The organism is Crassaminicella thermophila (assembly GCF_008152325.1).
GTDB classification, from domain to species: Bacteria; Bacillota; Clostridia; order Peptostreptococcales; family Thermotaleaceae; genus Crassaminicella_A; species Crassaminicella_A thermophila.
Genome location: NZ_CP042243.1, coordinates 119439 through 140239 on the forward strand (window position 1 = coordinate 119439; position 20801 = coordinate 140239).

The 20801-nt window shown below is 29.7% G+C and carries 17 protein-coding genes; 15 read left to right on the top strand and 2 right to left on the bottom strand.

The genetic code is table 11. From position 1 onward, the window contains the following. Window positions 1-29 precede the first annotated feature (29 nt). Both FQB35_RS00545 and panB read left to right on the top strand, forming a co-directional pair. Window positions 30-896, top strand: a complete 867-nt coding sequence (locus FQB35_RS00545) for a Rossmann-like and DUF2520 domain-containing protein (protein WP_168198198.1) — start codon at window positions 30-32, stop codon at window positions 894-896. A gap of 4 nt (window positions 897-900) precedes the next feature. Then, the gene (panB, locus tag FQB35_RS00550) at window positions 901-1734 is read left to right on the top strand and encodes a 3-methyl-2-oxobutanoate hydroxymethyltransferase (RefSeq protein WP_148808054.1); all 834 of its coding nucleotides are present in this window, start codon (window positions 901-903) and stop codon (window positions 1732-1734) included. A 19-nt stretch (window positions 1735-1753) separates the two neighbouring features. Here panB and FQB35_RS00555 read toward each other — a convergent pair whose 3' ends face one another. Then, window positions 1754-2461 (bottom strand): response regulator transcription factor, encoded by a 708-nt coding sequence (locus FQB35_RS00555; protein WP_148808055.1) that lies wholly within the window; start codon window positions 2459-2461, stop codon window positions 1754-1756. A 195-nt stretch (window positions 2462-2656) separates the two neighbouring features. Here FQB35_RS00555 and FQB35_RS00560 point away from each other — a divergent pair, with 195 nt between their 5' ends. The 8 genes from FQB35_RS00560 to panD all read left to right on the top strand — a co-directional run bounded on the left by FQB35_RS00560 (window position 2657) and on the right by panD (window position 15063). Beyond that, window positions 2657-3970: a YjiH family protein gene (locus tag FQB35_RS00560; RefSeq protein ID WP_231701830.1), complete on the top strand. Its 1314-nt coding sequence runs from the start codon at window positions 2657-2659 to the stop codon at window positions 3968-3970. Window positions 3971-4084: 114 nt separating this feature from the next. Continuing rightward, complete coding sequence (locus tag FQB35_RS00565; protein WP_148808056.1) at window positions 4085-5980, top strand: sensor histidine kinase; 1896 nt, start codon at window positions 4085-4087, stop codon at window positions 5978-5980. 128 nt (window positions 5981-6108) lie between these two features. After that, window positions 6109-7035, top strand: a complete 927-nt coding sequence (locus tag FQB35_RS00570; RefSeq protein ID WP_148808057.1) for a phosphotransferase family protein — start codon at window positions 6109-6111, stop codon at window positions 7033-7035. 14 nt (window positions 7036-7049) lie between these two features. Beyond that, window positions 7050-11933 carry a nicotinate-nicotinamide nucleotide adenylyltransferase gene (locus FQB35_RS00575; protein WP_148808058.1) on the top strand — a complete coding sequence of 1628 codons (4884 nt, stop codon included), beginning with the start codon at window positions 7050-7052 and terminating at the stop codon, window positions 11931-11933. 99 nt (window positions 11934-12032) lie between these two features. Then, entirely contained in the window at window positions 12033-12563 is a 531-nt protein-coding gene (locus tag FQB35_RS16515; RefSeq protein WP_333473039.1) for an OB-fold nucleic acid binding domain-containing protein, read from the top strand. A 2-nt stretch (window positions 12564-12565) separates the two neighbouring features. Then, window positions 12566-12985: an HD domain-containing protein gene (locus FQB35_RS16520; protein WP_333473040.1), complete on the top strand. Its 420-nt coding sequence runs from the start codon at window positions 12566-12568 to the stop codon at window positions 12983-12985. Window positions 12986-13153: 168 nt separating this feature from the next. Then, window positions 13154-14398 carry a GGDEF domain-containing protein gene (locus FQB35_RS00585; RefSeq protein WP_148808059.1) on the top strand — a complete coding sequence of 415 codons (1245 nt, stop codon included), beginning with the start codon at window positions 13154-13156 and terminating at the stop codon, window positions 14396-14398. Window positions 14399-14679: 281 nt separating this feature from the next. Beyond that, window positions 14680-15063 carry an aspartate 1-decarboxylase gene (gene panD / locus FQB35_RS00590; protein ID WP_148808060.1) on the top strand — a complete coding sequence of 128 codons (384 nt, stop codon included), beginning with the start codon at window positions 14680-14682 and terminating at the stop codon, window positions 15061-15063. Between the two features lie 22 nt (window positions 15064-15085). On the opposite strand, the gene FQB35_RS16070 is transcribed toward panD, so the two are convergent. Next, a complete protein-coding gene (locus FQB35_RS16070; protein ID WP_269902709.1) occupies window positions 15086-15682 on the bottom strand; it encodes a peroxiredoxin in 597 nt (198 codons plus the stop codon). A 253-nt stretch (window positions 15683-15935) separates the two neighbouring features. Between FQB35_RS16070 and FQB35_RS00605 the strand changes: the two genes are divergently transcribed. The 5 genes from FQB35_RS00605 to rbsC are packed head-to-tail and all read left to right on the top strand — an operon-like array spanning window position 15936 to window position 20744. Then, window positions 15936-16943: a LacI family DNA-binding transcriptional regulator gene (locus FQB35_RS00605; protein ID WP_148808062.1), complete on the top strand. Its 1008-nt coding sequence runs from the start codon at window positions 15936-15938 to the stop codon at window positions 16941-16943. Between the two features lie 15 nt (window positions 16944-16958). Next, the gene (gene rbsK, locus FQB35_RS00610) at window positions 16959-17873 is read left to right on the top strand and encodes a ribokinase (protein ID WP_148808063.1); all 915 of its coding nucleotides are present in this window, start codon (window positions 16959-16961) and stop codon (window positions 17871-17873) included. Window positions 17874-17926: 53 nt separating this feature from the next. After that, window positions 17927-18295, top strand: coding sequence for a D-ribose pyranase (rbsD, locus tag FQB35_RS00615; protein ID WP_408625485.1), 369 nt, complete (start codon window positions 17927-17929; stop codon window positions 18293-18295). Between the two features lie 6 nt (window positions 18296-18301). After that, window positions 18302-19804 (top strand): ribose ABC transporter ATP-binding protein RbsA, encoded by a 1503-nt coding sequence (gene rbsA, locus FQB35_RS00620; RefSeq protein ID WP_207707365.1) that lies wholly within the window; start codon window positions 18302-18304, stop codon window positions 19802-19804. 7 nt (window positions 19805-19811) lie between these two features. Beyond that, complete coding sequence (gene rbsC, locus FQB35_RS00625; protein WP_148808066.1) at window positions 19812-20744, top strand: ribose ABC transporter permease; 933 nt, start codon at window positions 19812-19814, stop codon at window positions 20742-20744. Window positions 20745-20801 lie beyond the last annotated feature (57 nt).

The following is a 20801-nucleotide window of genomic DNA, read 5'->3' on the forward strand; positions in this document are numbered from 1 at the left end:
AAAAGGGTTTTTTGATTGGGAGTGATAATTTGAAAATAGGATTTATTGGGGCAGGGAAAGTAGGAACAGCATTTGGTATATATTTAAAGAATAATGGTTTTGAAGTTTGTGGATATTATAGTAAAACATTTGCATCAGCACAACAGGCTGCAATGCTAACTAATAGTAAAGCGGTTGTTTGCGTAGATGAAATAGTAAATACTTCAGAAATATTATTTATTACTACAAGTGATGATGCAATTGAAAAGGTTTGCAATGATTTAGCGCAAAAAAATCTACTTCATAAAGGACAAATAATTGTGCATATGAGTGGAGCAGCTTCTTCAAATATTTTAAGGGAAGCAAAGAAAAAAGGCTGTTTTATTTATTCTATGCATCCACTGCAAGCTTTTGCAGATATAGAAAAAGCTGTAGAAGATTTAAAAAGTACAGTATTTAGTATTGAAGGTGATCAAGAAAAATTTGAAGTAATGGAAAATATTTTAAAAAAGCTTGGAAATACTTATTTTAAGTTAACACAAGAGCAAAAGAGTATATATCACATGACAGCCTGTGTTGTATCTAACTATCTGGTTACACTAATGGATTATGGATTATCTTTATTTTTATCTATTGGTATTGATGAAGAGGAAGGATATAAAGCTTTATATCCTCTTATAGAAGGAACAATCAAAAATATTTATAATTTAGGAACAAAAAATGCTTTAACAGGACCTATTGCAAGAGGAGATATAGGAACTGTACAAAAGCATATTGAGGCACTTAAAAATATAAAACCTGATTGCTTGGAGTTTTATAAATTTTTGGGATTAAAAACAGCTGAATTGGCTGAAAAAAAAGATATTAATAACAAAGAGAAGTTAGAAGAATTAAAAAATATTTTAAAAGAGGTGTAATTAAATGGCAAAAAAATTTACTGTAAGTTCATTTCAAAAGGCAAAAAAAGATGGAAATAAGATTTCTATGCTTACTGCATATGATTATTCTACAGCAAAGCTTTTAGACGAAGCAGGTGTAGATAGTTTATTAGTTGGAGATTCTTTAGGGATGGTAATGTTAGGATATGAAAATACTTTGCAGGTAACAATAGAAGATATGATTCATCACTGTAGAGCTGTTTCAAGAGGTGTAAAACGTGCTATGGTTATAGGTGATATGCCATTTTTATCATATCATGTAACAGTTGAGGATAGTGTCAGAAATGCAGGAAGATTGATTCAAGAGGGAGGAGCTCATGCAGTAAAGCTTGAAGGTGGAAGTGATGTTATTGATCAGGTAAGAGCTATTGTAAGGGCACAGATTCCTGTAATTGGTCATTTGGGACTTACACCTCAATCAATAAATGTGTTTGGAGGATTTAAGGTACAAGGAAAAAGTGAAGAGGCAGCAAGAAAAATTATCGAAGATGCAATGTTACTACAAGATGCAGGAGTATTTGCAATTGTTTTAGAATGTGTTCCTGAAAAACTTGCAAAACTTATTAGTGAAAAACTCGATATTCCTACAATTGGTATTGGAGCTGGAAAGTATTGTGATGGACAAGTTTTAGTAACACAAGATATGTTAGGAATGTACACAGATTTTACACCTAAGTTTGTAAAAAAATATGCTAATTTAAATGAAGAGATTATTTCTGCTACAAAAGCTTATATAAATGAAATGAAAGAATGTGCTTTTCCTAGCAAAGAGCATACCTTCCATATTGACGATGAAGTGATTGAAAAGTTATATTAGGTATTTAAAAGTCTTCCTTTTAATCTTTAAAAGGAAGACTTTTTATATGTTTAAGATATTTTGGCTCAAATATATATCCTACACTCCTGACGGATTTGATATAAGTATTATTTCCTAGTTTATCTCTTAATCTTTTTACGTATTTTGTAACTGTATTATCACCGTATAATTCACTTTCCCATACATGATTTAAAATTTGTTTTCTGGTTAAAGCAATGTATGAATTGTCAACAAAATATAGCAATAACTTAAATTCTGTTGATGATAAATTAAGTTCTTCTCCATTTTTTAACACCTTGTAAGCATCTTTATGAATTTGTATATCATCAAATTGAATAATATTTTTTTCTTTAGAAAGTTTATTATATTCACTATGACGTCTTATATTTGCCTTTACTCTAGCAACAAGTTCTATAGGATCAAAAGGTTTTGTTATGTAGTCATCTGCACCTACTCCTAAACCTAATATTTTATCAGCTTGACTAGAATTTGCACTAAGAAAAAGGATGGGAACATTACTTTTTTTTCTTATATTTTTACATGTTTCAATACCATTTAACTGAGACATATTAATATCTAATATAATTAGTTGGATAGAATCATCTAATCGAGCAAGGGCATCTTTTCCGCTAAAGGCAGGTATAACTTGAATCTGATAGATTTTCATAAATTCAGAAATCATTTTTACAATTTTTTTTTCATCATCTACAACCATGATTTTGCACATAGAAAAACCTCCCCTTTTTATCATAACATATCTAAAAAATATAATCGATAAGATCTATTTAAATAAGGAAATAAATATTTTTGAATTGTGACAAAATGGTGACAAATGAATGGGAAGATGATGAATAGTTCAAAAATTCTAAAAAAAATTGATATATTAATAATAGATAATAGCAGAAAAAGGGAGGTTATTTCATTGGAAAAGACAAAAAAACAACAAATTATAAGTGCAAGTAATATTATGAAATTTATTTTTTTCAGTGCAATTGGTATTTTTATGTTTTTTATCCCTATCAGTGTAGGCCAAAAATCTACAATCCCTATTGATCATATTGTTACAGCTATTAAGACCTATTTTTCATCAGTAGTACCTATTTATGCATTTATTGTCGTTATTTTAGGAGGAATAAGGCCATTTATCAATAAAACATGGAACAAAGATGGTGTTACAATTGCTTTTTCCATTTTAAAATTCTTAGGAATTATTGTTGGCGTAATGGCGTATTTTCAATTTGGACCTGCTTGGTTATTTGAAAAAGACATGGTACCATTTTTGTTTAATAAACTTGTAATACCTGTAGGATTAATTGTACCAATTGGTTCAGTATTCCTTTCTTTTCTTGTAGGATATGGTCTTTTAGAGTTTATCGGTGTATTAATGAGACCTGTTATGAAGCCAATATGGAAAACTCCTGGAAGATCAGCTGTTGATGCAGTAGCTTCTTTTGTGGGAAGTTACTCAATTGGTCTTTTGATTACAAACCGCGTATTTAAAGAAGGAAAATATACAATAAAAGAAGCGTGTATTATTGCAACAGGATTTTCTACAGTATCAGCTACTTTTATGATTATAGTAGCAAAAACTTTAGGACTTATGGATGTTTGGAACCTATATTTTTGGACTACATTGATTATTACTTTTATTGTGACGGCAATTACTGTAAGAATCAAGCCATTAAGAAGTAAAAGTGATACTTATATAACGGAAAAAGGAGATCCAGAACCTCAATTAGAAGGAAACCTACTGAATAATGCATTCAATGAAGGTTTAAAGGCTGCAGAACAATCTGTTTCTTTAGGAAAAAATATTATGGATAATCTTAAAGATGGATTTGCTATGGCTATGGGTATATTGCCTTCCATACTTTCAGTAGGATTATTAGGTTTAATATTAGCAAAATATACACCTGTCTTTGATATAATAGGATATATTTTCTATCCATTTACTCTTTTGTTAAGAATCCCAGAGCCTATGTTAGCAGCAAAAGCTGCTGCTGTTGAAGTAGCAGAAATGTTTTTACCTGCTTTACTTGTAACAGGTGCACCAATGGTTACAAAGTTTGTTATTGGGATTGTATCAGTATCATCTGTGTTGTTCTTTTCAGCATCTATACCATGTATTCTATCAACAGAGATTCCAATAACGATTACAGAAATATTAATAATATGGATTGAAAGGACTATTTTTACATTATTGCTGGCAGCTCCAGTTGCACTGTTTTTATTCTAAATATGGCGAAGATTCAAGAAATTTAATAGAGTGGTGTGATATAATAAAAGGTATATATCTTCAAATAAGTTTGAATATATATACCTTTTAATATTTTTGAAAAAGAGGTGGAGTATGAGCCTAAAAAAAAGAATTACCTTAACTATATGTTCTATCACTATTTTTTTGCTTATACTTTTGAGTTTTATTGTATATACTCGGTCGGCATCCATTTTAAATGATGATGCTAGAAATTATATGGTATCTCAGCTAGAAAGAGTGCAAGAAAATATTGACTTATTAATAAAAAATAATGAATTGGAAACACAAGCCCTTGCGCTCAATCAAAAAACTATTGCATTTATGGAAAATAAAGTAAGTGTTCGTTATATGAATCATTTTTTAATAGAAGAAATGAGAAAGAAAAATGAAAGGTATCATCACTATATGGATCTTTTTATTTTAAATAATGATGGAAGGATTGTAGCTACTTGTATGCCAGAAGCAATGCATTTAGATTTATCTACAAGAGCGTATTTTATAAAGGCATCTCAAATAAAAGATACTGTTGTGAGTGATATATTAAGAGCAAGATCAGATCAGTCATTAATTGTTATCACTGTAAGCCCTATAAGGAATTTAAAAGATGAAGTGCTAGGTTATGCGGGTATTGCAATAAAGGCAGGATATTTTTCAAATATTGCAAGGGACTTGAAACTGGGAAAAACAGGGTACTATGCCATTGTAGATGCAAACAATATGATTCTTTTCCATCCTAAAAAAGAATTAATCGGTAATAAATCAATTTATGAAATGACAGAAAAGATTCTTATGAATGTTAATAGAAAAGATATAAATATCGTGGAAAAAACCATATTTAAAAATAATCAATCAAAAGAACTGCAAATATATAAACTGATGAAAAGTAAAAATTGGATTTTGATTGCATCTCTTTCTGAGAAAGAAATGTATGAAAAATCAAAAGAACTTTTGATTTATGTAGCATCCGTAGGGCTTATTGTAATTTTCATTTCAATTATTATGGGTATATATATATCAAATAGAATAGCTGTTCCAATTGTAGCCATAACGAATTACATTAATAAAGCTGCAAATGGAAATTCGAGAATAGAAAAATCTATCTATCAATCGATTCAAAGTTTACGTGAAGAAGAGCTTCTGAATGTAAATAGCGAAAAAGAGCAAAATTCAAGGGATGAGATTCGTAACTTAAAAACATCATTAAAAAATATGAAAGCTTATTTAACATCTATGCTTTATAAGTTTGAATCTGAAAGCAAAGAACTTATAAAAACTTCTCAGGATCTAACAAAGAAAATAGAAGATTTATCATCAAGAACTGCCGATTTTATTTCTATACTTTCCCATGATTTAAAAACATCTATTACCCTGATTAAAGGTTATGCAAGAGGATTGCATTCTGGGATTATAGAGGATGAAATAACCAAAAGACAGTTTTTAGAAGGGATTATTGGAGGGGTTGAAGATATAGAAAAAATAACCTGTGATATTTTAGATAATGCGTATGAAGCCCAGTGTAGTAAAAAATTCAACAAGAAGAAAATTATGGTTAAAGATTTCACAAAGGAGTTATTTCAAGAAGCAAAACAGTATGTAATCAATTCAAACCGAGTATTTGAAGGAGTTTATAAGGTAGATGAAGGGTATTTTTTTATAGAAGCAATAAAAATAAAAAGAGTATGGAATAATCTATTAAACAATGCGGTGAAGTATTCGGAAGAAGGTAGCAAGATTAATGTGTGTATCTGTGAGGAAGAAAAGAAGGTTCAATTTAAAATAGCGGATGAAGGAATTGGAATTGATGAAAATGAGATGAATAATATTTTTGATATGTTCTATAGGGGAGATAATCATGTAAAAAAGGGTTATGGTCTTGGATTATTTATTTCAAAATCTATTATAGAAGCTCATAATGCAAAGCTTTATGTTAAATCACGATATAAAAAAGGTGCTACATTTTGGTTTTATTTAGATGTGGAAGATGAATAATTTATTCAAAAGGCAAGCCGTTGGTAAGTGAGCATTTGTAATAGCAGTATGCGAATTTTTGATAAGTAGAGGGAATAATATTTTGTAATCTAAACCTAAGGGCATAATATGATTAGGAGTTGAAATTTATGAATATGGTTATAGATGATGAAGCGAGAAATATTATAAAGGATGTTTTTAAACAGAAGATTTCTATAAAACCTGTAGGCAATCATTATTTAGGGCGACATAGGGTCTATCTTGTAACGGATGAAAACAATCAATCTGTTATTTTTAAACTTTATCTTAAAAAAAACAGGTGGAATAGAGAAGTGGCAACGTTAAAATTACTTTCAAATAGTAAAATCAAAGTACCAAAATTGATAGATTATGGTAGATGGAATGAAAAAGAGTGGATGATTACAGAATATATTCAAGGAAAAATTTTTTCAAAGATAGAAGATGAAGTAGAGGTAAAAAATCAATTGAAAGTATTTAGAGAAATGGGAAAAGAATTAGGGAAAATACATAACTTTAAGATCTTCGACTTTTTTGGGAATTGGGATGAAAATGGAAAAAGTCTAGATTATGGAATGGATTATAAAGAAGTTTTTAAAAGAAGATATTATTCTGTTTTAGAAAAGATTTTTGAAAAAGAACTTCCTCATAGGGAATTGCATAAAAAGGCAGCTCAATATATTGAAAAAAAATTTTGTGTTATTGAAAATGTTAAGAAAGCTGTATTATGCCATAATGATTTTGATATAAGGAATATAATTTTACGAAAAACAGACGATACTTGGATGCTTGCAGGAATTATTGATTTTGAACAGAGTTTTCCGTGGGATAAAGATTTAGATATGGCTTACTTGTATTATAGGATTGCTTCAAAAAATAGAGGATATGAGAAAGCTTTTTTAGAAGGATATAAAGAAGAATCAGTATTAGAAGAAAGCTTTTATGAAAAAATGAAATTTTATTTAATATATATAGGTCTATATATATGCAGTTGGTCGTATGATAGAGCTTTTGACCATTATATGCAAGGAGTAAATATTTTAAAAGTGTTTATGTAAAAAGGAGGGCAAAAATGCAAAATGCATTAGCAGATAGCTTATATTATAGAATTTTTAATGGATTAAAGGAATCAGATTTTTTAAAATTATTCAAGCTACAAAGAAGATTGATTTTTAATTATATAAAAGAAGATTCTTTTTTGGAAAAAGTTGATAGAATGGTGCAAAAAAAAGATTACAGTGTTCATGCTGTACTTGATATATGTGAAAACTTGATGAATGCTTTAGCAGAAGAGAATCCACCAGAGGATTGGTTAAACTATGTTTATCAGTTTGTTCTTAATAAATCTTTTCCAGAAGCAGTTGAAATTAAATTAATAGAAAGGCTAGAAAGACCTTGTGAGGTATATTTAAAGGTATTGAGGATTGTTTCTGATTTTGAAAGAGAAATTTCAAACAATATGAACAGTATTTATTTTTTAACGGAAGATGAAGAAAAAGAATTAGAAAATCCTAATGAGTATAGGCTTTTTAAGGAAGCTTTTAGAAATGATTATGTATATGAAATGATGAAACTTAATAAGGAAGTGATTGGCCATCATACGTTGGATCATGTATGTGGTGTGCATAACCTTGCTCTTTTTATTGGAAGGCAGTTTAAAAAAATAGGGCTTCCTGTAGATTTAGGTAGAGTTTCTGGTGCAGCGGCAGGACATGATATAGGAAAATTTGGATGCAGGAGAAATGAACAAAAAAGAGCACCTTACTTACACTATTATTATACAGATGAATGGTTTAAAAAACATGATATTACATATATTCGCCATATAGCTGTAAATCATTCTACTTGGGATTTGGAGTTAGAAAATTTATCATTAGAATCTCTTATTCTGATTTATTGTGATTTTCGTGTAAAAAAGAGAAGGACAAAAGATGGTGCAAAAATGCATATTTATAGCTTAGAAGAATCTTTTCATGTTATCTTACAAAAGCTAGATAATGTAGATTATGAAAAAGAGAAAAGATACCATCGTGTTTATGCTAAATTAAAAGATTTCCAAGATTATATGCTTTATTTAGGAATAAATTTAGATATAAAAGAAAATAACCAGCAGACTGCTATTCAACCAAAAGGGCCTAAGCATTATTGTTTGATGCAGGGAAAAGAAATTATAGAAAATATAAAATATCTATCTATCCATCACAATATTAAACTAATGTACAAGCTAAGGGATGAGTCATCTTTAAATGCTATTTTAGAGAGTGCAAGAAGTGAAATGGAGTTAAACCATCTTAGGGGTTATCTTCATGTATTTGAAGAATATTCTACTTATATGACACAAAAGCAAAAAATGATTACTATAAACTTTTTATATGAACAATTGATGCATCCTGAAGAAGATATTAGAAAACAATGTGGAGAGCTTATTGGACTTTTGATCGCAAATTTTGATGAAGATTATAGAAAAGAAGTTCCTGAAGATGTTCATCTAAAGCACTTTGAAATAAGCAGCTATGCGCTTTTAGATAAATATTTGCAGCTGTTAGTTTATCCAGATCCTCAAATTATTCCAATTCATCGTATTTATCTAGGCCATAGTATTCGAAATATGATTGAATCATTATTCTCAAATTGCGCAAGAAGTCAGATCAATGCATATATGGAAGTTTTATTAAGATACTATGAAAAAGATTTTAAAGAAAAAGATATTCAGTTATATTTGCTAGAAACGGCAAAATATGTCCCATTAAACAGCTGTGATAATATATGTTTAGATAAATTTATAAATTTTATAAAGAAAATGCTAGGTGAAAAAGATACTGATTTAAGACTTTGTGCTCTTGAAACTTTATATCATTTATTAAAAAGATCTTATATAAATAAGGAAATATGTACATCACTAAAAAGTATATTTTATGAGGAAATAAGTCATTCAGACTTATCTGTGGAAAATTTTTTAAGACAAAAAATTGTTAAATATCTAGGATTAGATGAAGATAAGATTATAAAATATAGTAATGATTGGAACATAGACAGAAAAAAAATATCACATATGTTTTTAAGCAATCTAAAGACATCTACTGAATCAGTAATAAAAAAAGTACAGATCGATTTTTTGTTACAATATGCAATGGAGCATTTAGATCAAATGGGGCTTTATACAGCAATTCATTATTGTAATATTTTAAAAGTTAGTTCTAGTGAAAGTGTTAGAAATCATGGAGGAAGAGCATTGCTTTCTCTTTTGCCTCATATACCCTTTGAACAAAGAAATGATGTAGTAATTGAGTTGCTTCGAGGTCTTGAAGTTGAGGGGTATCAGTTTGCAAAGTATATACCTGACTATCTAGGAAAACTAATACTTTATTTAAAGCCAATTGAGCTAGATGAAGTAATAGATGATTTGGTTGAAAAAGTAAAACAAGCAAATCCTCAGATTAATACATTACTTTTGAATACAATAGGAGTGGCTATACAAAACTACTATAAATATAAAGATTTATTTGAAGAAGATGAAAAGGAGTATAAGCTTCGTCTTGTTAAAATGCTTGGAGCTTTGCAAAATGGATTAGTACATTATAATGGACAGGTAAAACAAGCTGCATTTCGTGTTATAGGAAAAGATATTTTTGGATGCAAATATTTAAATTTAGAGCAAAAAAATGATATTTTTCAGTTAATCGCAAAAAAATTACTTACATTAATAGGAGAAGAAGAAGAAGATAAGCTTTTGACATTTTTTACGCATGCTGCAGGATTAAATCATATCTACCGATTTATATCCGATTATATATTTTATAAGGGAGATATGGATTTAAAAGTTTATGAAAAGGTTGCTTTTTTTCCAGGAACCTTTGATCCATTTTCTTTGGGACACAAGGAGATTGCAAAAGAAATTCGTTCACTTGGCTTTGAAGTATATTTATCAGTAGACGAATTTTCATGGTCTAAAAGAGCACAACCTAATTTACTGAGAAGAAACATCATCAAACTATCTATCGCAGATGAATTTGGAATTTATTTATATCCAGAGGATTTATCCACGAATATAGCAAATCATAATGATTTAAGAAAATTAAGAGAAGCTTTTCCTCATTCTGATGTTCATATTGTTGTTGGAAGTGATGTAGTACTGAATGCATCTGCTTATAAAAAAGAAGCAAATAAAAATTCTATACTTTCTTTTTCCCATATTATTTTTGAAAGAAAAAGTACATTATCTCTTGATGATGATGATCAAAGAATAGATGAGGCTATAAAAAATATAAAAAATAATGTTATTCGTTTGTCTCTTCCTCCACAATATGAAGATATTAGTTCTACTCAAATACGTAATTATATTGACCAAAACCGTGATATTTCAGAGCTAATTGATCCAATTGCACAGAAATTTATTTATGAAAAAGGATTATATAGAAGAGCACCTCAATACAAAACTTTGATACAGACAAAATCTGTATATGTGGAAATTATTAATCGTTTAACAGATGTTTTTTTAGAAAAACTATCAAATCTATCATTTCTGAAATATGAAGAAGCTTATGACAGGCTAAAAGAATTTAGAAAAAAGCTAAATCCAAGAATACTTTTATTGCGTTCTATAGAAAAAGATGGAGAAATTCTTGGGTTCTCAGCATTTCATTGGCTTCGTTCAAGTATGATATTTAAAGAATTTAAGGATGAGACTATTTCAGAGCATATAAGAAGAAACGGTATTGGAAGAATACTAGTAATAGATGGTATTTTTGTGAATAATAAAAGTGAGTTTGAAAATATTGAACAAATGATATTAACAGAAACTCTTTCTTATGCACTTCCAAAGGATTATACTTATGCAGTGTATAAAAATATGCTAAATGGATATCATTCTGAATCAATGGGTGAAATATTAAAGTGTCAAGGATTTGAACAAATAGCTTATGATGATAAATCTGTTTTTGTGGTAGATATGACACAGCCATCTACTTTATATTTAGACATAGATAGCATCATAAAAGAACCTTTTAGAAGCAATATACGTGTGATGAAAACAGTGAAACGATCAAGAAAAAGACTGCAAGAAGCGATTGCAAAGCTTTACCCTGGAAAGTTGGTTTTGTCTTTTGACAGAAATATGGTTTATGAAAATCTTATTAAGAAAATATGTGATGAAAATGGAGTTTCTACTATTCCTACTAATCCAAGAAAATTAGGCCCTGCTATGTGTGTACCCTTTGGGGCAATACTAAATGGAGCGATTATACCGAATACAGTAACAAAATCAATGCATACAGAAAAAATTTTTGATCCTGATATGAAAAAATTTCGTATAGCTGCTTATCCATACTATTTAAAACTTGAAGATCAAGTCAAAATGATTCGTTCATTTGATAGACCTGTCATATTGGTTGATGATTTATTAAATAAAGGATACCGAATAAAAGCAATCGATCCTCTTTTTAAAAAAGAAAATATCAAAGTAAAGAAAATACTTGTTGGAATCCTTTCTGGTAGAGGAAAGGAATTGATGGATATACAAAATCGAAAAGTAGATAGTGCATATTTTATACCAAAGCTTAAGGTATGGTTTAATGAAAGTTTTTTGTATCCTTTCATAGGTGGGGACACGATGTGGAGAGGAGAAGATTTAAAAACTAATATAATACCTTCTGTAAATTTAATACTCCCTTATACAGTTCCTACATTTATTCAAGGTGCATCTAAGGAATCTATTTATAATTTATCATATGTTTGCATTGAAAATGCAATGGATATACTAACCACATTGGAGGAAGAATATCAAAAAATACATGAAAGAAGTTTGACGTTAAGGCATTTAGGAGAGGTGTTTATTTCACCTAAGTATCCAGACCATGGAAAAGATATATATTATGATATGAATCTAAATCCATCGCACTACCTTAAAAATGACCTAGAGCATCTAAAACGTCTTAAAATGATTATGTTAGATAATTAAACCTTCTGGATTCAGAAGGTTTAATTTTTTCATTGGAAAGGACTATAAAAAGTTATAAAATATTATAGAATTAAAAATTTTATTTTTGGAGGGTTAATAATGGTTGAGGAAAAAAGCATAAATGCATTTCAAAATGGTGATGAAATTCAAGGCTTTTTTATTTTAAAAAGAATAGAAAGAAAATTATCAGCAAATAATAAAAATTATCTAGATATTACTTTATCTGATAAAACAGGAGAGATCAATGCAAAGCTGTGGGATTGTGAAGAAGGACAAGAAAATATGTTTCCTGCTAAGAGTTTAATAAAAGTACGTGGGAATGTAAGTGAATGGAAAGGAAAATTGCAGCTAAGAATAAACTTAATCAGGTTAGCAAATAAAGAAGATGGAAAAAATATCGAGGATTTTGTACAATCAGCTCCTTTAAGTGCTGAAGAAATGTTTGATGAGGTTTATACATTTGTTAAAAGAATTAAAAATAAAGATATAAAAAATATTGTAGATACGATTATAATGGAAGCAAAGGAAAAATTAATGTATTATCCAGCAGCAAAATCCTTGCATCATGCTATACGTTCAGGACTTTTGTATCACATATTGAGAATGTTAAGAACAGGGGAAAAAAACTAAGCATGGTTTATACAAATATTAATACAGATTTACTCTTTGCTGGTATACTTCTTCATGATATTGAAAAACTAGAAGAATTAGATGCAGATTCTTTAGGAATAGCAGAGTATAGTACTCAGGGGCAATTGCTTGGGCATATTAATCTTGCAATAAACAAAATAGGTAAAGTTGGAGAAAAATTAGGTGCAGATAAAGAGGTTATAATGCTTTTACAACATATGGTATTATCCCATCATTATGAACCTGAATTTGGAAGTCCTAAAAAACCTATGATTCCAGAAGGAGAGCTTTTGCATTATATTGATTTGATTGATGCAAGAATGTATGATATGGAGGATCATTTAAAAAATATTAAAGAAGGAGAATTTACTGAACCTATATGGTCTTTAGATAATAGGAGATTATATAAACCATTTCTTTAAGGAGTTATATTTATTTTTCATTCATAAATTTTATTTTGTCTATACTCTGAATAAACCAAACGAATAATGTTTGGTTTATTTTTTGTCTATAAAAGTAATAGTATAAGGGACAAGTACATATATATTTAAAGGATAGGGGATAGTAGGAACTTAAAAGGGGTGCTAATATTGATATTTAAAATATGCAGGGAAGCATTAAAAGAGTATAAACTAGAAAATTTATCCTTTATAGTTCTTTATATTATAACTATTTCTTTTTTTATTGGTAATATTATTTATAATTTTCCAGTTTATTCATCATTATTATATTTAATGATTATCATCATAGGAACTATGTTTATAAACAATATTTTTTCTTTAGGTGTTTATATAGGGTTAAACAGCTTTTTTACTTGTATATGTATTTTTTTAATAAAGAATACATATATTGATAAATTTAAATATTTATTATGTTTTGGTATTGTAATAAGTATTATTTTTTTAAAGTCATATAAAAGGATTAAATTAGAAAAAGAAGCTATTAGAAGAAAGATATTTGAAAAGACAAAATTCAATGAGCTTTTGGATGCTATTTTGATTTTAAAATATAATGGATTAGTTGTAATAGAGTGTAATAAAAAAGCAAATAGACTATTCAACAAAAAAAATGGAATCACAGGCAGGAATATTGAAGAATTATTATTAAGTAATATAAGCGACAAAATAGATCAGTCTACATTAAAAGAATATCTAAAAAAAGAAAACAAGGAAATAAACATATTCAACCAAAAATTAAATAATATTTGGGTGGACATAACAATAAAAAAGTTCTATGTATTAGAGGAATGTTATGTTCTTGTACGGATTTTAGATGTTAGTCCCCATAAAAAGTATGAAGAAAAGATTGAATATTTAGCATATCATGATCCACTTACAGATTTGCCAAATAGAAGATATGGAAATAAACAATTACGATTAGGCATAGAAAAAGCTTTGAAAAATGAAACTATGCTTGGGGCTATGTTTATAGATTTAGATAATTTTAAATTTGTTAATGATAATTGGGGGCATGAGGCAGGAGATGATCTTCTTAAGCAAGTTGCTATTAGACTTAAAGGGGTTGTTAGAAAAGATGATTTAGCAGCTCGAATTGGAGGGGATGAATTTATGGTTATAATAAATGATATTCACCAAATAGATGAGATTTCGCATGTAGCAAATAGAATCATGAATATATTTAAAAAACCTTTTAAAATAAAAGAAAGAGAAATATATATTACAAGCAGTATAGGTATTGCATTAGTGCCTGAGCATGGAATGAATATTGAAACACTTTTAAAGAATGCTGATAAGGCCATGTATGTAGCAAAAGAAAGTGGACGCAATACTTATAGAATATTTGATTATACATACAATGATGAATTTATCAAATAGTATTTATATTTGAGTTTCTAAATTTAGTATGTTAAAATTAAGTTGGTTGACATCGAAAGAGTCAAACCCTTATGTGTTCTTTTAAATTTTTATAATATTGAATAGACTTTGCACTGATCCTTTGGACAGGGACTAAAAAGATTTATGGATAGGAAATATGCACAAAAAATAGTTTGTGTTTTTAAATATTTATACCCTTTCTATGTCCGATAACAGGTTCGGTTTTAGAAAGGGTATTTTTATGTATGGACACAATAGGGGTGGATAAGGAGGAATAACAAATGATGCTAAATATGTTTAAAGGAAAGATTCACAGAGCTACAGTAACAGAAGCAAATCTAAATTATGTAGGAAGTATTACTATTGACAAGGCTCTGATGGATGCAGCAGGAATTTTACCAGGAGAAAGAGTTCAGATTGTCAATAATAATAATGGTGCTAGACTAGAAACCTATGTTATTGAAGGAGAAAGAGATAGTGGTATAATATGTTTAAACGGTGCTGCAGCTAGACTTGTCCAACCAGGGGATACAGTAATTATTATTGCATATTGTTGGATTGATGAAAAAGAAGTAAGAAGTTTTAAACCACGTGTTGTTTTTGTGGATGAAAATAATAAAATTGTTGAAAAATCAGATAAAGAAGTTCATGGGGATAAAAAATAGGGGACGAGATGTCCCCTATTTTTTAGTATTTTCCGACATAATCCCATCCTATCTTTATACCAGGGTCTCCTACATTCCATCCAGCGGGAGCTCCTAAACCTGTCTTCCGATTAAATTGTAGTGCCTGTATAATTCTTAATATCTCATCGATATTTCTTCCTACGGGTTGAGGATTTATTATTATAGCTTGAATAGTACCTTCTGGATCTATAATGAAAGCACCTCGATATGCAAAACCTTCTTTTTCGTTTAATATACCATATTTTTTTGAAACTTCTTGTGTTCTATCGGATAAAAGAGGATAATTTATTTTTTTTCCTGATGGAGAGGTTTGTGTAAATATCTTATGTGAATAAATACTATCAGTACTAATTGCTAAAACTTCTGTATTTATATTTTTGAACTTCTTATATCTGTCAGCAACTGCTGCAAGCTCTGTAGGTCAAACAAATGTAAAGTCTGAGCCATAAAAGAATACGACTACCCATTTTCCTCTATAATCATGAAGAGAAACTTTTTTTAATTCTTTATTTATAATACCTTCTAAGGTAAAGTCAGGAGCTGGGTCTCCTAGATCAAAATAATCGTAAGGGGTATATTTTTTTTTATAGTGATTGATTTCATTATATGGGTAGCTTCTATATTTAGGGAAAGAATTCCCATATTGATAATAAAATGGATTTTTCATAATAAGCCTCCTTTTCTATGCATTCAATATATAATATGTTTGAAAGAATGATTTTGTTATTGGCAGTATAAGAGACTAAAAATAACTTTATGACCATATGTCCATATTGAAAGGGAGTAATAAAAGTGATATAATCTAGGTAAACGTTTTAGTAAAACGTTTACCTGAGTGTTGGAGGGAAAGTATGAAAGTTACAATTAAAGATATTGCAAGGATTGCAGGAGTATCTACAGCTACAGTATCAAAAGTAATGAATCGTAAGGATGAACATATTAGTCAAGCAACAAGGGAAAAAATCTTAAAGATTATGCAGGAGTACAATTATATTCCAAATACTGCTGCTAGAAGTCTTGTAACCAAAAAGACAAAAACAATAGGGCTAGTTATTCCAGACATAAGAAATCCATTTTTTCCTGAGCTTGCAAGAGGAGCAGAAGATAAAGCTCATGAAGAAGGGTATAATATTATGTTTTGCAATACAGATGATGATGCAGAAAAAGAAGAAAAGTATGTAAGCATGTTAATTGAAAAAATGGTAGACGGAATTATCTTTACTGCATCTTCAAAAAGAAGCAGTGGATTTAATTACCTAAAAAATAATAGAGTACCTATTATTTTAGTAGATAGGGATATTGATTTAAAAGGTGTAAAGGGAAAAATAACCGTTGATAACTGTAAGGGGGCATATGACGGAGTAAAGCATTTATTACAATGTGGATATAAAAAAGTTATCTTCTTATCAGGACCACTGACCAGTCATCCTTCTATTGAACGGTTAAAGGGATATAAAAAGGCTTTAGAAGAATTTCATGTTCCTTATCAAGAAGAATATATATTTGAAGGAACTTATCAAAGAGGATGGGGATATGAAGTTATTAAAAGGTTATTAGAGAAGGAAATAGATTTTGATGCTTTGTTTTGTGGAAATGATTTGATTGCTATAGAAGCTATAAAAGCATTAAAACAAGCAGGGATAAAAGTACCACAAGAGGTTGGGATTGTTGGATTTGATGATATATATATTGCACCGCTTATAAACCCTGAACTTACAACTATAAGACAGCCAAGTTATGAGATGGGATATAAAGCTGTTGACATGTTAATAAAGCTATTAGAGAAAAAAGGGAAAAGTCAAGAAAAAGTTATTTTAAATACGGAATTGATCATTAGGAAATCTACTATGCAAAAGTAGAAGGAGGCAAGAACTATGAGGGAGATTGCTGTCATTGGAAGTTTAAATATGGATTTGGTTGGTTGTGTTTCAAATATGCCAAAAGTAGGAGAGACGATTATTGGTGATTCTTTTCAGGAAATACCAGGAGGGAAAGGAGCCAACCAAGCTGTAGCTATTGCAAGACTTAGTGCAAAAGTGAACATGATAGGAAAAGTAGGGGATGATGGATTTGGCAGAACCCTTTTGGAATCATTAAAAAAAGATGGTATAAATATTGATTCGGTTCAAATAGAAGAAAATACACCTACAGGAGTTGCAATGATTACTGTAGATAAAGAAGGAGATAATGCTATTGTTGTTATTCCTGGAGCAAATTTTAAATTAGAGAAAGAAGATATAGAAAAACATATAGAAGTCATAGAAAAATCAGAAATTGTATTGTTACAATTAGAAATACCAGTTGATACAGTAAAATATACCCTAAAAAGGGCAAAAGAATTAGGGAAATATACAATTTTAAACCCAGCTCCAGCTAAACTGCTAGATAAAGAAACTATTAAAAATGTAGATTTATTAATCCCAAATGAAACAGAGCTTGAAATATTAGCTCAAATAGAAATAAAAGAGGAAGAAGACATCTTAAAGGGAGCAAAGATCCTTATAAAAGAGGGAGTAAAATCCTTAATTGTTACAATGGGAGAAAAAGGGTCTCTTTATGTAGATGAAAATTGTGTGAAAAAATTTGATTCTCACAAAGTAAATGCAGTAGATACAACAGCAGCAGGAGATAGCTTTATTGGAGGTATTTGTGTTTCTCTTGCAGAAGGAAAAAAAATTGATGATGCGATAAAGTTTGCTTCAAAGGTGGGTGCCCTTACCGTAACCAAAAAAGGGGCTCAAAGTTCACTACCTTACCTTGAAGAAGTGATGTCGTTTAAGGAGGCATAAAATTGAAAAAGGCAGGTTTAATAAATTCAGAAATATCTTATGCAATAGCAAAAATGGGACATACAGATATGCTCACTATTGCAGATAGCGGTCTTCCAATTCCAAAGGAGACACAAAGGATTGATTTGGCTTTAAAAAAAGGAATACCTACTTTTTTAGAAACACTAGATACGATTTTTGAAGAACTTAAAGTAGAAGAAGTAGTGATTGCAAAGGAAATGAAAACAGTAAGTCCTAAATTATATGAAAATTTAATGCAAAAGCTTCAACAAGTAGAAAAAGAAGAAAATACAAAGATTCAGATTCAGGAAGTTACTCATGAAACCTTCAAAGATTTAACAAGGCAATCTGTATGTGTGGTTAGAACGGGAGAGTTTACACCTTATGCAAATATCATCCTAAAAGCAGGTGTTGTATTTTAAGGAGTGATAGGAATGAAAAAATCTATTTTTCAAATGAAGGGCATTACTAAAGAATTTCCTGGTGTGAAAGCTTTGGATAATGTAGACTTTAAGATTTATGAAGGAAGGGTAATGGCGCTTTTGGGGGAAAATGGAGCTGGAAAATCTACATTGATGAAAATATTAAGTGGTGTTTACCAAAAAGATACGGGACAGATCATTTATGAAGGGAAAAACATTCATTTTAAGGGACCAAAGGATGCACAAGAAGAGGGAATAACAATTATCCACCAGGAACTAAATTTAATTCCTCATTTGACCATTGGGGAAAACATTTTTTTAGGGAGAGAACCTGTAAATGCTTTTAAAAAAATTGATTGGAAAAAACTTTATCAGAATGCAGAAAAGTTACTTAAAAAGTTGAAAGTAGAGAAAAGCCCAGAAGAATTGGTTGCTAATTTGAGCATTGGAGAGCAGCAGATGGTTGAAATTGCTAAAGCTCTGTCTCTAAATGCAAAGATTATTATTATGGATGAGCCTACAGATGCTTTAACCAAAAAAGAAACAGAAAGTCTTTTTCAGGTAATCAATGAATTAAGAGACGAAGGAAAAAGCATAGTTTATATTTCCCACAGATTAGAAGAAATTTTTCAAATTTGTGATGATGTAACTGTTTTAAGGGACGGGAAGTTTATTGGAGAAGATGAAGTGAAAAATTTAGATGAAAATAAACTAATCGAGATGATGGTTGGAAGAAAGCTTACTGAACAATTTCCAAGAGTTGATGTAGAAAAAGGGGAGGTTTCATTAGAAGTAAAAAATTTATCAAATGAATTCATCAAAGATATAAGCTTTTTATTAAGAAAAGGTGAAATTCTTGGAATTGCAGGGCTTATGGGTTCTGGAAGAACAGAACTTGCCAAAACTATATATGGTGCTTTAAAGAAAGAATCAGGAAAAATTTATATAGAAGGAAAAGAAGTAAAAATTACATCTTCTCAGGATGCTTTAAAAGCAGGGATTGCTTATGTATCAGAGGATAGAAAAGGGCAAGGATTAATCCTTGGACTATCTATAAAGGAAAATATGAGTATATCTTCATTAAAAGATTTTGAAGGTTATTTTTTCAAAATTAATGGAACAAAAGAAAAAAAATATGTAAAAGACTATATTGATCATATGGCAATCAAAACACCTAGTGAGAATCAAATAGTTAAAAACTTAAGTGGTGGGAACCAACAGAAAGTATCTATTGCAAAGGGGCTTATGACAAATCCTAAGATTCTAATATTAGATGAACCAACAAGAGGCGTAGATGTGGGAGCAAAAAAAGAAATATATGATTTGATTAATAAATTTAAACAAGAAGGAATGAGTATTATTATTATTTCTTCAGAGATGCCAGAAATTCTAGGAATGAGTGATAGAATTTTAGTTATGCATAAAGGCAGCATTACAGGAGAATTTGATAAATTTGATGCTTCTCAAGAAAATATTATGAGATGTGCAGTTGGCATAAAGGGGGCTTAGTGTAAGGATGAATAAAAAAATGCTGATGAAATTTAAATCGATTATTGGACTTGTTATTTTTTCATTGATTATTTCCTTTTTAAGTCCTAGATTTTTAACAGTTTCTAATATATTAAATGTTTTAAGACAAACTTCTATTAATGCAATTATTGCTGCTGGAATGACTTTTGTTATATTAACAGGAGGCATAGACCTTTCAGTAGGATCTGTTTTAGCTTTCTGTGGGGCAGTATCTGCATATTTCATATCAGCAGGAGTAAATGTATTTTTAGCTGTTATGGCATCTTTAATAATTGGTGCTTTAGTAGGCCTATTTAGTGGTGTTATGATTAGCAAAGGAAAAGTACAGCCATTTATTGCAACTCTTGTTACTATGACTGTACTTAGAGGAGCAACATTGGTTTTTACTAATGGAATGCCGATTACACTAGGAAGTGATAAAGGAGCTGAGTTTTTTTCAAAGATAGGAGGAGGTTATTTTTTAGGAATACCGATTCCAGTATATTTAATGACTCTTGTATTTATAATAGCTTATTACATATTAACACAGACAAGATTAGGAAGGTATGTCTATGCTTTAGGGGGAAATGAAGAAGCTTCGAAGCTTTCTGGATTGAATGTATCAAAGATTAAATTATCTGTATACGCTATAAGTGGGATGCTTGCTGCTGCTGCAGGAATTATTATTACATCAAGACTTTCATCAGCAAATCCAAATGCAGGGGTAGGTTATGAACTAGATGCTATTGCTGCCGTTGTATTAGGAGGGACAAGCCTTGCAGGAGGCGCTGGAAGTATCCTAGGAACGATTATTGGTGCGCTTATTATAGGAATCTTAAATAATGCTTTAAATCTATTAAATGTTAGCTCTTATTATCAAATGATAGCAAAAGGGATTGTAATTGCAATTGCTGTATTATCAGATAGAAAAGATAAGTAGTTTGAATCTAATCCGAGAATTACTTTTTATCATTCTCGGTAGATTATAAAAAACATT

What these genes read in the sequence shown, in the direction of transcription:
- panD (WP_148808060.1), top strand. Translation starts at nt 14,680, where the DNA reads ATGATGCTAAATATGTTTAAAGGAAAGATTCACAGAGCTACAGTAACA.
- panB (WP_148808054.1), top strand. Translation starts at nt 901, where the DNA reads ATGGCAAAAAAATTTACTGTAAGTTCATTTCAAAAGGCAAAAAAAGAT.
- FQB35_RS00575 (WP_148808058.1), top strand. Translation starts at nt 7,050, where the DNA reads ATGCAAAATGCATTAGCAGATAGCTTATATTATAGAATTTTTAATGGA.
- FQB35_RS00605 (WP_148808062.1), top strand. Translation starts at nt 15,936, where the DNA reads ATGAAAGTTACAATTAAAGATATTGCAAGGATTGCAGGAGTATCTACA.
- FQB35_RS00565 (WP_148808056.1), top strand. Translation starts at nt 4,085, where the DNA reads ATGAGCCTAAAAAAAAGAATTACCTTAACTATATGTTCTATCACTATT.
- rbsD (WP_408625485.1), top strand. Translation starts at nt 17,927, where the DNA reads ATGGGACATACAGATATGCTCACTATTGCAGATAGCGGTCTTCCAATT.
- rbsK (WP_148808063.1), top strand. Translation starts at nt 16,959, where the DNA reads ATGAGGGAGATTGCTGTCATTGGAAGTTTAAATATGGATTTGGTTGGT.
- rbsC (WP_148808066.1), top strand. Translation starts at nt 19,812, where the DNA reads ATGAATAAAAAAATGCTGATGAAATTTAAATCGATTATTGGACTTGTT.
- FQB35_RS16520 (WP_333473040.1), top strand. Translation starts at nt 12,566, where the DNA reads ATGGTTTATACAAATATTAATACAGATTTACTCTTTGCTGGTATACTT.
- FQB35_RS00555 (WP_148808055.1), bottom strand. Translation starts at nt 2,461, where the DNA reads ATGTGCAAAATCATGGTTGTAGATGATGAAAAAAAAATTGTAAAAATG.
- FQB35_RS00570 (WP_148808057.1), top strand. Translation starts at nt 6,109, where the DNA reads ATGAATATGGTTATAGATGATGAAGCGAGAAATATTATAAAGGATGTT.
- FQB35_RS16515 (WP_333473039.1), top strand. Translation starts at nt 12,033, where the DNA reads ATGGTTGAGGAAAAAAGCATAAATGCATTTCAAAATGGTGATGAAATT.